Origin of the sequence: Paeniglutamicibacter sp. ORCA_105, from assembly GCF_045798545.1 — a bacterium.
In the GTDB taxonomy this organism is placed as follows: domain Bacteria; phylum Actinomycetota; class Actinomycetes; order Actinomycetales; family Micrococcaceae; genus Paeniglutamicibacter; species Paeniglutamicibacter sulfureus.
On sequence record NZ_JBIXLM010000014.1, the window covers coordinates 61,774 to 74,993 of the forward strand.

General features: G+C 66.0%; 15 protein-coding genes. 7 read left to right on the top strand and 8 right to left on the bottom strand.

Annotated elements, in window-relative coordinates; all coding sequences use genetic code 11:
* Positions 1 to 18 precede the first annotated feature (18 nt).
* Genes nadB through ACIPUB_RS09105 form a run of 3 tightly spaced genes read right to left on the bottom strand, consistent with a single transcriptional unit; the run spans position 19 to position 3,700 of the window.
* Positions 19 to 1,710, bottom strand: a complete 1,692-nt coding sequence (gene nadB, locus ACIPUB_RS09095; RefSeq protein ID WP_407607074.1) for an L-aspartate oxidase — start codon at positions 1,708 to 1,710, stop codon at positions 19 to 21.
* Positions 1,707 to 2,975, bottom strand: coding sequence for a quinolinate synthase NadA (gene nadA, locus ACIPUB_RS09100; protein WP_407607075.1), 1,269 nt, complete (start codon positions 2,973 to 2,975; stop codon positions 1,707 to 1,709). Before nadA ends, nadB begins: the two co-directional genes overlap by 4 nt.
* Positions 2,972 to 3,700, bottom strand: a complete 729-nt coding sequence (locus tag ACIPUB_RS09105) for an NUDIX hydrolase (protein ID WP_407607076.1) — start codon at positions 3,698 to 3,700, stop codon at positions 2,972 to 2,974. The genes nadA and ACIPUB_RS09105 overlap by 4 nt, the downstream gene beginning before the upstream one ends.
* A 162-nt stretch (positions 3,701 to 3,862) precedes the next feature.
* Between ACIPUB_RS09105 and ACIPUB_RS09110 the strand changes: the two genes are divergently transcribed.
* The 5 genes from ACIPUB_RS09110 to ACIPUB_RS09130 all read left to right on the top strand — a co-directional run bounded on the left by ACIPUB_RS09110 (position 3,863) and on the right by ACIPUB_RS09130 (position 6,968).
* Positions 3,863 to 4,162, top strand: coding sequence for an ArsR/SmtB family transcription factor (locus ACIPUB_RS09110; protein WP_407607077.1), 300 nt, complete (start codon positions 3,863 to 3,865; stop codon positions 4,160 to 4,162).
* A gap of 20 nt (positions 4,163 to 4,182) precedes the next feature.
* On the top strand, positions 4,183 to 5,151 hold the full coding sequence (locus ACIPUB_RS09115; RefSeq protein ID WP_407607078.1) for a TIGR03086 family metal-binding protein: 969 nt from the start codon (positions 4,183 to 4,185) through the stop codon (positions 5,149 to 5,151).
* A 27-nt stretch (positions 5,152 to 5,178) separates the two neighbouring features.
* Positions 5,179 to 5,625 carry an SRPBCC family protein gene (locus ACIPUB_RS09120; protein ID WP_407607079.1) on the top strand — a complete coding sequence of 149 codons (447 nt, stop codon included), beginning with the start codon at positions 5,179 to 5,181 and terminating at the stop codon, positions 5,623 to 5,625.
* A 125-nt stretch (positions 5,626 to 5,750) separates the two neighbouring features.
* Entirely contained in the window at positions 5,751 to 6,080 is a 330-nt protein-coding gene (locus ACIPUB_RS09125) for an antibiotic biosynthesis monooxygenase family protein (protein WP_407607080.1), read from the top strand.
* A gap of 75 nt (positions 6,081 to 6,155) precedes the next feature.
* Positions 6,156 to 6,968 carry an alpha/beta fold hydrolase gene (locus tag ACIPUB_RS09130; RefSeq protein ID WP_407607081.1) on the top strand — a complete coding sequence of 271 codons (813 nt, stop codon included), beginning with the start codon at positions 6,156 to 6,158 and terminating at the stop codon, positions 6,966 to 6,968.
* A gap of 139 nt (positions 6,969 to 7,107) precedes the next feature.
* On the opposite strand, the gene ACIPUB_RS09135 is transcribed toward ACIPUB_RS09130, so the two are convergent.
* Entirely contained in the window at positions 7,108 to 8,514 is a 1,407-nt protein-coding gene (locus ACIPUB_RS09135) for a TrkH family potassium uptake protein (RefSeq protein ID WP_407607082.1), read from the bottom strand.
* A 90-nt stretch (positions 8,515 to 8,604) separates the two neighbouring features.
* Here ACIPUB_RS09135 and ACIPUB_RS09140 point away from each other — a divergent pair, with 90 nt between their 5' ends.
* Together ACIPUB_RS09140 and ACIPUB_RS09145 are read left to right on the top strand one after the other, a co-directional pair.
* Positions 8,605 to 10,077, top strand: coding sequence for a DUF4118 domain-containing protein (locus ACIPUB_RS09140; protein WP_407607083.1), 1,473 nt, complete (start codon positions 8,605 to 8,607; stop codon positions 10,075 to 10,077).
* Complete coding sequence (locus ACIPUB_RS09145) at positions 10,074 to 10,748, top strand: response regulator (protein WP_407607084.1); 675 nt, start codon at positions 10,074 to 10,076, stop codon at positions 10,746 to 10,748. The genes ACIPUB_RS09140 and ACIPUB_RS09145 overlap by 4 nt, the downstream gene beginning before the upstream one ends.
* Before the next feature lie 399 nt (positions 10,749 to 11,147).
* Here ACIPUB_RS09145 and ACIPUB_RS09150 read toward each other — a convergent pair whose 3' ends face one another.
* The 4 genes from ACIPUB_RS09150 to ACIPUB_RS09165 all read right to left on the bottom strand — a co-directional run bounded on the left by ACIPUB_RS09150 (position 11,148) and on the right by ACIPUB_RS09165 (position 13,187).
* Positions 11,148 to 11,561 (bottom strand): DUF6480 family protein, encoded by a 414-nt coding sequence (locus ACIPUB_RS09150; protein ID WP_407607085.1) that lies wholly within the window; start codon positions 11,559 to 11,561, stop codon positions 11,148 to 11,150.
* Between the two features lie 40 nt (positions 11,562 to 11,601).
* Positions 11,602 to 12,525 carry an SDR family oxidoreductase gene (locus tag ACIPUB_RS09155; RefSeq protein ID WP_407607086.1) on the bottom strand — a complete coding sequence of 308 codons (924 nt, stop codon included), beginning with the start codon at positions 12,523 to 12,525 and terminating at the stop codon, positions 11,602 to 11,604.
* Between the two features lie 176 nt (positions 12,526 to 12,701).
* Positions 12,702 to 12,899, bottom strand: a complete 198-nt coding sequence (locus ACIPUB_RS09160; RefSeq protein WP_407607087.1) for a hypothetical protein — start codon at positions 12,897 to 12,899, stop codon at positions 12,702 to 12,704.
* 30 nt (positions 12,900 to 12,929) lie between these two features.
* On the bottom strand, positions 12,930 to 13,187 hold the full coding sequence (locus ACIPUB_RS09165; protein WP_302265756.1) for a DUF4235 domain-containing protein: 258 nt from the start codon (positions 13,185 to 13,187) through the stop codon (positions 12,930 to 12,932).
* Positions 13,188 to 13,220: the final 33 nt, after the last annotated feature.

Sequence of the window (13,220 nt, forward strand, 5' to 3'; positions counted from 1 at the left end):
GGAGCGGGGGCAGTGGTGTTAGACAAGGGTCTTGGTCCTTAGGTTCTGGGTGGCGGCTGTGGCGGCCAGGGCACGGCCGAAGCGGGGCAGGTGCCCGTTGACCGGCTGCGGGGCCGCGGTGGCGTCACTGCGGTAGTGCGCGCCGATGGAGTTTTCCCGTTCCAGTGCTGCAGTGGCCACGACGGTGGCCACCGTGAGCAGGTTGGCGCGCTCACGGGAAGCCCGGTCGCTGCCGGTCACTCGCCAGCAAGCCAACCGGTCCAAGGCGCTGCGCAGCCCCTCGGCGGTGCGTTCGACGCCCAAGTGCAGCTGGGCCAGGTCCTGCAGCTCGGCAAGGCCCATGTCCGCGGTGGCGGTTTCCGCCGGGTCGCTGCCGGAACCATCGAAGTTCCCGGCTCCCGCAGGCCGGGTGGCCATCACCTGCATGACTGCGCTGTTGGTCACCGCAGCGGCCAGGGCGGTGGCGGCCGCGAGATCGGAGGGCAGGTTCACCACGGTGCGCCAGGCGAAGACCAGTCCCTCGAGCAGGGAGTTGGAGGCCAGCCGGTTGGCGCCGTGCACCCCCGTGCATGCCGTCTCGCCCGCGGCAAAGAGCCCGGGCAGCGTGCTGGCGCCGGTGTCGTTGGTCAGGACCCCGCCCATCCAGTAGTGCGCAGCGGGCGTCACCGGCACCGGTTCGGCGGCCAGGTCATAGCCCAGCTTCGACAGTTCGCGGGTGATGGAGGGGAAGCGGCGGGCCAGGAACCCCGCACCGTGCCGCGTCTCGACGGCGCGGGCATCCAGGTGCACGGTGCCGCCCTGGGCGCGCACCGCGTGGATGGCGCGGGCCACCACGTCCCGGGGCGCGAGCTCTGCATCCGGGTGGACGGCCTGCATGAAGCGCTCGCCGCGTTCGTTCAGCAGCACCGCGCCTTCGCCGCGCACGGCCTCGGAGACCATGAAGCCGCCGGGGCTGACCAGCGTGGGGTGGAACTGGATGAATTCGGCATCGGCCAGCACGGCACCGGCCCGGTAGGCCAGGGCGGCCCCGTCTCCGGTGGCACCGTGCGGATTGGTGGTGGCGGCAAAGAGCTGTCCGGCACCGCCGGTGGCCAGCAGCACGGCCTCGGCGTGCAGTTCATCGCTCTGTCCCTCGCCTCCGAGCACCCGCACCCCCGTGACCATGGTGGCCGGCCGGTCGGATCCGGCCTCCGCGTACGGGTTTCCCTCGGTCAGCAATTCGGTGACGAATGCGTGTTCGCGGATTTCCAGCCGCCCGGCTGCCTGCTGCGCGCGGCAAGCAGTGATCAGCGCACTGGCCAGGCCCTTGCCGGTGGCGTCCCCGCCGGCGTGCAGGATCCGCGGGTGGGCGTGTGCCGCCTCCAGGCCCAGGGCGAAGGTGCCGGACGGGTCGGTGTCGAACTCGGCGCCCGCACCGATGAGCCGTTGCACGTGTCCCCACGCGGAGGTGCACATGATGGCCACCGCGTCCGCATCGTTGAGCTGTGCCCCGGCGGTGAGCGTGTCGGCAATGTGGCTGGCGATCGAGTCGCCGGCGGCCACCCCGGCCGGGCCGACGGCGCTCAGGCCGCCCTGGGCGTACCAGGAGTTGGAGTCGGCGAGCGCGTCCTTGGTCAGCAGCACGACGTCAAGCCCGCGCACGGCGGCCGTCAGCGCGGCGTAGAGCCCGGCAACACCGGACCCCACGACCACCAGCCCGGTGGCGTTCACGGCCGTGCCGCCAGCATCCGCTCCAGGGCCACCTTCGCGTCGGCGGCGATCCCTGCGGGAACGGTGATCTGGTTCAGCACGACCCCGTCCACCAGTGCCTCGAGTACCCAGGCGAGGTAGCCGGGGTGGATGCGGTACATGGTGGAGCACGGGCAGATGACCGGGTCCAGGCAGAAGATGGTGTGCTCGGGGTGCTGGGCAGCGAGCCGGTTGACCATGTTGATTTCGGTGGCTATGCCGAAGACCGATCCGGCGGGGGCGTTGGCCACTGCCTTCTGGATGTAGTCGGTGGAGCCTGCCTCGTCGGCGGCGTCGACCACCGGCATCGGGCATTCGGGGTGCGCCAGGATCCGCACGCCTGGGTGCTCCTTGCGGGCGCGCTCGATCTGGGACACGGTGAAACGCTTGTGCACCGAGCAGAAGCCGTGCCAGAGGATCACCTTCGAGCAGAGCAGGGTGGCCGCGTCACTGCCGCCCAGCGGCTTGCGCGGGTTCCACATCGGCATTTGCTCCAGCGGCACGCCCATGGCCTTGGCGGTGTTGCGGCCCAGGTGCTGGTCGGGGAAGAAGAGCACGCGGCGGCCGCGTTCGAACGCCCATTGAAGCACCGTGGCGGCGTTCGAGGAGGTGCACACGATCCCGCCGTTCTTGCCCACGAACGCCTTCAGCGCCGCAGAGCAGTTCATGTAGGTCACGGGGATCACCGAGGCCAAGCCGTCAGCATCCGACTCGTCGGCATACAGGTCCATGAGCTGTTCCCAGCATTCCTCGACACTGGATTCGTCGGCCATGTCCGCCATCGAGCAGCCGGCGGCCAGGTTCGGCAGGATGACCTTCTGTTCATCCGTGGAGAGCACGTCGGCGGTCTCGGCCATGAAGTGCACGCCGCAGAAGACGATGTATTTGGCCTGTTCGCGGGTCAGTGCCGCGTTGGCCAGCTGGAAGGAGTCGCCGATGTAGTCGGCGAAGCGCACGACCTCGTCGCGCTGGTAGTGGTGGCCCAGGACCACCAGTGAATCGCCGAGGGTTTCCTTGGCCGCCAGGATGCGGGCAGTGAGTTCCTCGTCGGAGGCCTCGCGGTATTCGGCGGGGATGTCCCCCTGCCGCGGGGTGTCGGCCGGGGCCACATCTTCCTGCGAGGACCCCGGGCCGTACGCGGCCTCCCCGGTGTCAAAGAGCCAGGGACCCTTGGTCAGGTCGGTGTTGCAGCTGGCTTCGGGTGAAACGAGCTTCAAGGTCTGCAGGGTGGCTTGGATGCTGCTCATGAGATGTTCTCGCTCTCAAGGGGATGGGTGGTTGAGCCGGTGTAGCGATAAAGGCGTGGGGGGCGGTGCTTGCCGCCAGCGAGGAATTCGTCGGTTTCCTCGATGTCAGGGGTGCTGCGCAGCGTCCGGCGGAAGTTCGCCGGGTCCAGCTCCTTGTCCAGCACGGCCTCGTAGACCTCGCGGACCTGGGCGAGGGTGAAGCGCTCGCCGAGCAGCCGGTGGGCGATCGAGCCGTATTCGACCTTGTTGCGCAGCCGCCACAACGCATACTCGATGATTTGGCGGTGGTCGAAAGCCAGGTTCCCCAGGACCTCGGGGTCATCGGCACGGAACCAGGCGACGTTGGGGTCATCAAGCAGCACCGAGGTGGCGGTGTCGTGCGGGTCGTCCTCGCGGACCAGCGCCCAATAGACGATGGAAACGACCCGGCGGGTGGGCGAACGGTCCAGGTCCCCGAACGCGTAGAGCTGTTCCAGGTAACGCGGGATGAGCCCGGTGGTGTCGCGCAGGTTGTTCGCCGCGGCGTCGAGCAGCGAGTCTCGGGGCCCCAGGGGGCCGCCGGGCAGTGCCCACTGGCCGCGGAAGGGTTCGCGGGTGCGGCGGACCAGGGGCAGCCACAGGCTTTTGCGCCCGGTGCGTTCGTCGTCGCGCAGCGAGAAGATGACCGTGGAGACTGCAAGCGCCGGTGGTTGTTCGCGGCGTTCCGCCACATTCGAAAACTGCAACCGGTCCACCTTCCTAGTTAGTGTCATGTTGACCAGAACTAAGAATACGGTGCCGCGCGGCCCGCCACAAGCCCTGTGACGCGCAAGGCCGGCGACAAGTCGAAGCTCCTGGCCGTAAAGGAGGGGTTGTGCAATGCGTTAGCGAACGCTAACGTATCTCTTGTGCCTGACGTTCTGGAAACCGCTGCCGAGCCCACCAGGCGCGCCCTGCTCCACATCCTTGCCGACGGGGAACACACCGTCAGCGAACTGGCCGAGCGCTTCCCCGTGACCCGCTCGGCCATCTCCCAACATCTGCTGTTGTTGGCAGAAGTTGGGCTGGTCACGGCCAGGAAAGACGGCCGAAACCGGTACTACCGGCTTGATCCCTCCGGGATGGCCACGTTGCGCCGGGCGCTGGAGTCCTTCTGGACCACCGAGCTGGACCTGCTGGTCGCCGAGGCCACGGGCCCGAAGTCATGAACACCCCAAGGAGAATCCCCATGTCCATCGAAAAATCCGTGTTCCTCCCGCTCGATCCCGAGGCCGCCTTCGAACTGGTGACCAGGCCGGAACGGCTGCGCCGCTGGCAGACCGTCGCCGCACGCATGGACCTGCGTGCCGGCGGCGAATACCGCTGGACCATCACCCCCGGGCATTCCGCTGCCGGCCAGGTCAAGGAGGTCGAGCCCGGCAGGCGCCTGGTCTTCGACTGGGGCTGGGAAGGCTCCGAGTCCGACACCTCGACGGTCACCATCACCTTGGAGCCGGCCGAGGGCGGCACCCGGCTCACCCTGCTGCACGAGGGACTGGCCGCCGAGGAAGTCGCCGGGCACACCGAGGGCTGGAACCACTTCATGGACCGTCTAGTGCGCTTCGTGACCGACGGCGACGCCGGTGCCGACGACTGGGCAGCTGTCCCCGATCCGCTCAACGAGCTCACCAGCGCCGAGGCAACCCTTGCCATCGCCCAGCGCGTCCTGCACCAGCTCAATCCGGCCGACAACGGCCTGCCCACCCCGTGCGAAAACTTCAGCGTCACCCAGCTGGTCGACCACCTGGTCGGTTCGGTCTGCGGCATCGGCAAGGCCCTGGGCCTGGAATTGCTCGATGATCCCTCCGCCTCGGCCGAGGCCCGGGTGGCCGACGCCGCCCAGTCGACGCTGGAGGCCTTCACCAAGCGCGGGCTCGAGGGCACCATCGACATGGGCTTCGCCGAACTGCCCGCAACCATGGTCGCGAACATCCTGAACCTCGAGTTCCTGGTCCACGCCTGGGACCTGGCCTCCGCCACCGGGGCCGAACTGGAGGTCGCCCCAGCACTCTCGGACTACGTCCTCTCACTGGCCCGCAACACCATCAGCCCACAGATGCGCGGCGCCAGCTTTGCCGAGGAGACCCTCGTCGAGGAATCCGCAGCCAGCCTCGAACGCCTCGTGGCCTTCACGGGCCGCGAAGTTTCCGCCCGCTGAGCGGGCAGGAACACCTAAGGAGCACCAATGGTCGACGTCAAGTGCGAGATCGTGATCCAGCGGCCGCGCGCGGCCGTTGCCGGGTTCACGGCCGATCCCAACAATGCACCCACGTGGTACGCAAACATCGGCTCGGCCGTTCACCGCGGCGGCCCGCCCGTGGGTGTCGGCACGCTCGTGGATTTCGGTGCCCGTTTCCTGGGGCGCGAGCTGAAGTACACCTACGAGTTCGTCGAATGGGTGCCCGGCAGCAGGCTGGTCATGCGCACCGCCCAGGGCCCCTTCCCCATGCAAACCACCTACACGTGGAGCGGCGAGGGCTCGGCAACCCGCATGGTGCTGGCCAACACCGGCCAGCCAACCGGCTTCTCCCGGATTTCAGGGGTCGTCATGGCACCCATGATGCGCCGTGCCATGGGCAAGGACCTGAGGAAGCTCAAGGCCCTGCTCGAATCCGGAGCAGCGGACCGCTGACCTGCAGATCGCTGCGCCCGCCCCGGCTCCCGTGCCAGGGTAGGCGCAGCGGCGTTGTGGCGCGGACACGCAGGTCCGCGACTCCGTTTCGCGTCGGTCCGCGCCACTGGTGCAGACTGGAAACCATGATCACCGAACACGCATTGTTGCCAGTCATCGTCGGATTGGAAGACGAATTCATGGCCGCCTTCGAACAGGCACGCCCGCTCATCTCCGCCACCGATGGCTACCTCGAACTGCAGCTCTCACGCAGCATCGAGACCACCAACCACTTCCTCCTGCTGGTCTCCTGGGAGTCGGTCGAAGCCCACACCATCGGCTTCCGCGGTTCGGAGAACTACCTCGAATGGAAGCGCCTGCTGCATCGCTTCTACGAGCCGTTTCCGGTGGTCGAACATTTCGAGACGATCAAGCCGGCCGTGGATTCGCCGGCCGCCGGATCGCAGCGATCCTAGGCACCACGCCGAACACGAAATCCCGCCATGCCAGCACGCTCGCAAAGCCGCTCCGGATCTGAAAGGATCTGCCTCATGGAATCCACACATGAGCACCTTGTCGAAGGCACCGCCAACGCCCTGGGCCTGACCGTCCATGAACCCGGCTCCCCCACGGCGCTGCGGCCGGTGGTCCTGCTGCACGGCTTTGCCTCCTCCAGCGTCCTGAACTGGGTGAAGTCCGGGTGGATCCGCAGCCTCACCGAGGCCGGACGCAAGGTTCTGGCAGTCGACCTGCCCGGCCACGGCACCTCTCCGGCTCCCGAGGACCTGGACGCCTACACCCCCAGCCGGATGCGCGCGGACCTGTTGCAGCTGCTGATGGACCACGGTGTCACCACACTCTCGGCAAGCGACGCACTCAGCGGCGTCGATCTGGTCGGCTATTCCCTCGGTGCCCGCCTGGCGTGGGAATTCGGCGGCACCCAGCCGCAACTGGTGAATCGGCTGGTGCTTGGCGGTCCGGCCAGCATCGACCCGCTGGCCTCCTTTGACCTGAACGCCGCCCAACTCTATTTGGCAGACGGCACCTCGATCGCCGACGAGTCGACGGCCGACTTGCTGCGCATGGCCCAAACCGTGGAATCCAACGACATGTTCTCACTCATGAGCATGATCCAGGCCATCAAGACCGAGCCCTTCTCCCCCGAACAAATGATTCCCACCATGCCCACGCTGCTGGTTGCCGGAGACGGCGACTCGCTGGCCACCACCATGCCGCGGCTCACCGAGTTGCTCGCCACCCGCGACACCGAGAAGTCGATCCTCTGGCTCACCGGCCGCGACCACGCCAACGCGGTGACCAGCCGCGAGTTCAAGAACGCTGCGGTCGCTTTCCTGGAGGCCTGATCCCCGCGGGCGCTGCACCACGGGTCCTTCACCGCCCGATGCCGGCCACTGGTTTGGTGCCGGGGGCGCGCTGCCGCTTGCGCGGCTGCACCGGAGATGAGCCGGCGGGCTCCGCGGAAGTGAGCCGCAGCCCGCTGGATTAGCCGATGATGGGCCGCTCTTCCGGTAGCCGGAAGAGCCTGGGCCGGAGGGAGAGAGCCAGTGCGGTGCTCACGGTAACCGTGCCGATCCGGCCGAGGAACATCAAGACGATGAGTACCAGTTGGGCATTCGTCGGCAGGCCCGCGGTGATACCGGCACTCAGGCCGACGGTTCCGAAGGCAGAGGTCGCTTCGAACAGCGTCTTTTCCAGTGTGTGGTCCGTAAAAGTGAGCAGCAGGAGCGTTCCAATGATGACCGCGGCGACACCGAGCAGTGCGACGGTGAGGGCCTGGCGCTGCACCGAGGAAGAGATGCTGCGGTGGGCGATGTTGACCTGCCCGTTGCCGCGAACCTCGTTCCAGATGGAGTAGCCCAGGACGAGGAAAGTCGCGATCTTGATGCCGCCGGCCGTGCCCGCGCTGCCGCCGCCGATGAACATGAGGATGTCGGTGGCGAGGAGTGTTTCGGATGCGGCGTCGGCGTAGTCGATGCTGTTGAAGCCGGCGGTTCTGGGGAACACCCCTCCGGCCAGCGCGGCGAGCATCTTTCCTCCCGGGGTGAAGCCTCCGAGGGTTTCCTGCCGGTTCCATTCGAAGGCGGCAAACATGAGCGTTCCGAGGAGCAGGAGAGCGATGGTGCCGTAGATGGTCAGACGGGCGTGGACGGTCCACGACCCAAACCTGAATCCCTGCCGCCTGAGCTCGATGAGCACGGGGAACCCCAGGCCGCCGGAAATCAGGGCCAGACAGATCGGGATGATGATCCAGGGGTCCTGCGCGAAGCCGATGAGGTTGTCACTGTACAAGGCAAAGCCCGCGTTGTTGAACGCCGAGACCGCATGGAAGACGCCGTGCCACAGGGCCGCGAGGGGATTCTCCTGGTAGGCGAACCAGTACCTGCCCGTGAGGAAGATGGCCGTGGCGCCCTCGAAGACGAGCATGATCCGGGCCACCCGGAAAAGCACACCCCGCACGTCGCCCAGGTTGAGGGTATGGGTTTCGGACTGTGCAACGAGTTGTCCGTGGAGGCCGATCTTCTTCCGGAGCATCAGTGCCAGGAGTGTTCCGAGCGACATGATGCCGAATCCGCCGGCCTGGATGAGTCCGAGGATGACGGTGTGCCCGAAGGGCGTCCAGAATGTTGGCGTGTCCACGGTGACCAGTCCCGTCACGCACACCGCCGAGACGGCGGTGAACAACGCCGGCATGAACCCTTCATCGGCGTCCTCGGTGCGTGCCGCGGGAAGCATCAGCAGGAGTGTGCCGATCGAAATCATGCAGAGGTAGGCGAGCGGAACAATGCGTACCGGGTGCAGCACCACCCGTTTCAGGAATCCGACCCAGCGGGCCGGCACCCAAGGGTTGCCCCGCTTCGGGACCGGTTTTTTCGAGGCACGCAACAACACAATTCGACGTTACCTCCGGCCGATGGACGCCCGGCGAGGTTTGGCGTAAGGGTCCCGTAAAGATTCGTGGTCGTCGGGCATAATGGGTGGATGATCCGCGGCAGAAGCATCGGGAAAGCGGGTCCCGCCGCCGCCGGGCAGGACCCGATGCGCACCTTGTCGGGTTATCTTCTTGCGCTTGTCCTGCCGGCGGCAATGACCTTCCTGCTCTCTCCGTTCGACGAGTTGAACCTGGCCACCCATGCCCTGGCACGGCTGTGCTCGGTGATAGTCGTGGCATTTCTCGGAGGTCTGGGGCCGGCGGTGCTTGCGGCGGTGCTGGACGCCTTGTTCCTGAACTATTTCGTGACCCATCCGGTGGGCACCTTGACGGTCAACGACCCGCAGGACTTTTTCGTCTTGTTGGTTTATCTGGGGGTTGGGATTACCGTGGCCCTGGTCGTGGGGCTCTCCGCCCGCCGGTCCCGGGCGGCAGCCCTCTCCAGCGCCGAAGCAGCCACGCTGAGCGAGTTGGCGCGCACCTCCCTGGCCGGCGACCAAAGTTCGGAGGAGTTCCTCGACCAGTTGCGCGGGCAGTTCCAGCTCAACGGGGTCAGCGTCTTCGAGGGCGTTGATGACGGATTGTGGCGGCTGCGTGCCTCGGCCGGTCCGGACGCGCCGCAGTTTCCGGACGCCGCCACCACCCTTGACCGACCTCGTCCCGGGTTGGCAGTCGGGTTGAACCAATCGGCGCCGACCGGCGGTGACCGGCGCCTGCTAAACGCCTATGAGGCACATCTTGCGGCGTTGTTGGAGCGTGAGCGGCTTATCCTGCGGCTACGCGATTCGATCAAGCTCATCGAAGGAAACCGGGTCAAGACGTCGATCCTGCGGGCCGTTTCCCACGACCTGCGGACCCCTCTGGCCGGTATCGAACTCGCCCTGACCGCGCTGCGCCGTCAACGGTCCAAGACCAGCGTGGAGCAGCAGGAAGAGATGCTGGACGCGGTTCAGAGCTTCACCGACCGGCTCAAGGGACTGGTGGGGAACCTATTGGACATGTCGCGGCTTTCCAGCGACAGCGTCCAGGTGCTGCACGAACCCGTCACGTGGCTCGAAGTTGTTCCCGAAGCGCTTGCCGGGGTGCCGGACGGGGCCGTGCGTGTGGAACTGGCTCCCAACTTGCCACCAGTGGATGCGGATCGCGGGTTGCTTGAGCGGGCGTTGGCCAACCTCGTGGAGAACGCCGTGAAGTATGCCTCGGGCACCGATATTGTGGTGCGCGCCACGGCCGGTGGTAGCTTGCATGTCTGGCCTGACGGCCGTCCCTTTGGTGAACTGCGCGTCGTGGACCATGGCGACGGCGTGCCCGCGGACCGGGTCGTGGCAATGTTTCAGCCTTTCCAGCGACTCGACGACGCGTCCCCCGACGCAGGCATCGGCCTTGGACTGGCGGTGGCCAAGGGCTTTATCGAGGCCATGGAGGGGCAGCTCGTGGCCGAGCCAACGCCCGGGGGCGGACTCACCATGTCCATCAGGCTGCCGCTTTACACCGGGCTGGCAACGTTCAAGGACGACGAATGAAGCACGTCCTGCTGGTAGACGATGAACCCCAGCTCGTCCGCGCCTTGCAGATCAATCTTGAGGCCGAGGGCTACGCCGTCACGACCGCACCCGACGGCGCCAAAGCGCTGCGGGCAGCTGCCTCCCAGCCCCCGGACGTACTCGTGCTCGACCTCGGGCTGCCGGACATGGACGGCACCGAGGTCATCCGCAGGCTGCGCGCTTGGACGGAACTGCCCATTATCGTGCTCTCGGCCCGCCATGGCTCCTCGGACAAAGTCGAAGCCCTCGATGCCGGGGCCGATGACTACATCACCAAGCCTTTCGGCCTGGATGAGCTCTTGGCCCGGCTCCGCGCCGTCGAGCGGCGTTCCTGGCCCGTCCGTGAGGCCGGGACGGTGGAAGCAGGCGATCTGGAGATCGACTTGATGGCTGCGACCGTCTCCCGTGCAGGACATCGAATCCGTCTCACCCCGCGTGAATGGGGCGTGCTGCAATTACTCGTCGAAAACCGGGGAAGGCTCGTGTCCCAGCAACAAATCCTCAGCGAGGTCTGGGGGCCGCTCTACGAAAAGGAAACCCACTACCTGCGCATCTACGTGGGACAGCTCAGGCGCAAGCTTGAGGAAGACCCTGCAAACCCCCGGCATCTCCTGACAGCACCAGGTATGGGCTACCGGTTCGAAACATAGCTTGTACTGCGCCGTACGCTCCCGCGGAGCTAACGGCACCAACCTGTGGGAGTGACCAGCGGAAACATGAAACGGGCAAGGGCAACACCTCCCCCGGCGACTCCGTCACCGGGGAGTTCCAGCCACCCGTTTGACGCCTTAGGTCCCCTGTTATGCCTCCGAAAGCCGCGGACCCGGCAGCAGTCTGACAAGTGCCAGGCGACGGCCGCTTCAGGCTGTGTGCCCGGCACGCAGAAATTGGTCGGCGCATATTTCGTGGGCGCGGATCTTGGCGCACTTCACTGTGGTGGCAAGATCCAGTTCGCTCCCCTGCACGAATTTGTCCCCGACCGGAGCCGAGGCTCCGGTCGAGGACAAATCAAAGTCCAAAGGGCACGCGCTGTTGCGCGCATTGCGAGGCTACTCTTCGTGCCCTTGGTCCTGGCTCATCGTTCCCTCACCCGGGGGCGTCTCGCCCGGAGGGACTCCACCTCCCGGTTCCAGGCCTGTTATTTTTTGCTTGACCGGATCGGGATTGGAAGTGGCCCCGGGTTCAACGGTTTCAGACATGGCCGATTCGTCTGACTCCGGCGCCTGTTCGTTCTCTGGGTCGAAGGCTGGTTTGTTGCCCATCGCGGTATTTTCCTGTCTGTCGATGTCGATTTCGGCGTCTGTGGGTCGGGCCGTTGCCTCTCCGGCGTGACCGTCGGGCTCATCGGGGATATCGGACCATTCGGGATCGTCCGGCTGAAGGCTCAACGGATCAGCTTCGACTTCGCTCCCGTGCGTTTCGGCTTCGGGCTCCCCTCCCGTGGGAAGGCCGTGTTTATCCATCGTGAATTCTCCTCTTGGTCTGCCCGCCCGGAGACCGGGCTCAGGGAGTCGACTTGCCGCCGTTGACGTTCAGCGTTTCCCCGACCACGTAGCTGGACTCGGCAGACGCCAGGAAGACGTAGGCCGGGGCCAGCTCGACGGGTTGCCCCGCCCGGCCGAGCGGTACGTTGTGACCGAACTTCGGCAAGGCATCCTTCGGCTGGCCGTCGGAGACCTGCAACGGCGTCCAAATGGGACCGGGGGCCACGGCGTTCACGCGGATGCCGCGAGGTGCCAGCTGCACGGCCAGCCCCTTGGTGAAGGCATTGATGGCCGCCTTGGTCGAGGCGTAGTCCAACAGCGTGGGTGACGGGTCGTAGGCCTGGACCGAGGTCGTGTTGATGATGCTGGCCCCGGCCGGCAGGTGCTTGAGGGCTGCGCGGGTGACTGTGAACATGGCCAGGATATTGACCTGGAAGGTCTGCAGGACCTGCTCGTCGTCCAGGTCTTCCAGGTTCTCGATGGCAATTTGCTTGCCTGCATTGTTCACCAGAATGTCCAATCCGCCCAGTTTCTCCGCAGCCTCGTCGGCCAGTGAGTTGCGGTATTGGGCATCGAGCAGGTCCCCGGCAAGGCCGATGCCGACCCGTCCTTCGGCCTCGATCACCGCGATGATCTTGCGCGCGTCTTCGGCTTCGGCCGGCAGGTAGGCAATGGCGACATCTGCACCTTCCCGGGCGAAGGCGATGGCCACCGCCGCACCGATACCGGAGTCCCCGCCCGTGACCAGCGCCTTGCGACCCTTGAGCCTCCCGGTCCCGACGTAGGACGCCTCACCGTGGTCCGCCAACGGTTCCAGCTTCGCATCAAGGCCGGGTTCGGGTTGGTCTTGTTTGGGCGGTGAGATCCGGGGGTGCCGTTCAACCGGGTTGTCAAGAGAAAGCTGGGCCTCGGAATCGGGAATATTGGGTTCACGCTCATCCATGGGAAATCCTCCTGTCGTCGTGGACTTTGATGCTCGTACGGTTCACGCTAGGGCAAACCCCCTGGGGGTTCAATGAATGCGCACACGCTTGGCCATGGCGCGGCAACGGTCTTCGTGGAGGCAGGCTTGGCTTCCGGCCACCATGTCCGCAGGGGGCGTTCGTTGTGGCCGATTCCCTACTCTTTGCCGGAACCGGAGGCTTCCTCCTGCGTCTCGGAGGAAGCCTCCGACGCGCCCAGATCCTGGTTGATCCCCGGTTGGATCTCTTCTTCCGTCGAAGGCCGATCAACTTCACCGGAGTCGGGCATTTCGTCCGCGTCCGATTCCTGCGGCTGCCCGGTTTCGTCGTGCCGGTCATTTTCGTGTCGTTCCATGGTCGAGCTCCTTATCTCTTTTTGCGTGGTCTAGAGGGTGCGCTTTTTCTCCACGAGTTTCTGGGTCCAGCGCTTGGTGACGGCCTGGATGACCGATGCGCTGGCGCCGGAGAAGACGGCGAAGGCGAGTACCTTGCCGATCTTGGCCCGTTGCTGGGCCTCTGGGTTGGTGACGTTCGGCGGCTGCTCGCCGGTGGCCCCTTTCCAGATGGCGCCGGAGATCTTTGCCGCGACCAGTCCGGCAATGATCGAGATGCCGATTGCCAGGGCCTTGGTGACAAGTTTCATTTTTTCTCCTTCGTTGTGTGCTTCTGTTTGGGG

Coding starts and splice junctions, on each gene's coding strand:
- ACIPUB_RS09120 (WP_407607079.1), top strand. CDS start 5,179: ATGGTCGACGTCAAGTGCGAGATCGTGATCCAGCGGCCGCGCGCGGCC.
- ACIPUB_RS09125 (WP_407607080.1), top strand. CDS start 5,751: ATGATCACCGAACACGCATTGTTGCCAGTCATCGTCGGATTGGAAGAC.
- ACIPUB_RS09130 (WP_407607081.1), top strand. CDS start 6,156: ATGGAATCCACACATGAGCACCTTGTCGAAGGCACCGCCAACGCCCTG.
- ACIPUB_RS09115 (WP_407607078.1), top strand. CDS start 4,183: ATGTCCATCGAAAAATCCGTGTTCCTCCCGCTCGATCCCGAGGCCGCC.
- ACIPUB_RS09150 (WP_407607085.1), bottom strand. CDS start 11,561: ATGGATAAACACGGCCTTCCCACGGGAGGGGAGCCCGAAGCCGAAACG.
- ACIPUB_RS09165 (WP_302265756.1), bottom strand. CDS start 13,187: ATGAAACTTGTCACCAAGGCCCTGGCAATCGGCATCTCGATCATTGCC.
- ACIPUB_RS09145 (WP_407607084.1), top strand. CDS start 10,074: ATGAAGCACGTCCTGCTGGTAGACGATGAACCCCAGCTCGTCCGCGCC.
- ACIPUB_RS09160 (WP_407607087.1), bottom strand. CDS start 12,899: ATGGAACGACACGAAAATGACCGGCACGACGAAACCGGGCAGCCGCAG.
- nadA (WP_407607075.1), bottom strand. CDS start 2,975: ATGAGCAGCATCCAAGCCACCCTGCAGACCTTGAAGCTCGTTTCACCC.
- ACIPUB_RS09140 (WP_407607083.1), top strand. CDS start 8,605: ATGATCCGCGGCAGAAGCATCGGGAAAGCGGGTCCCGCCGCCGCCGGG.
- ACIPUB_RS09155 (WP_407607086.1), bottom strand. CDS start 12,525: ATGGATGAGCGTGAACCCAATATTCCCGATTCCGAGGCCCAGCTTTCT.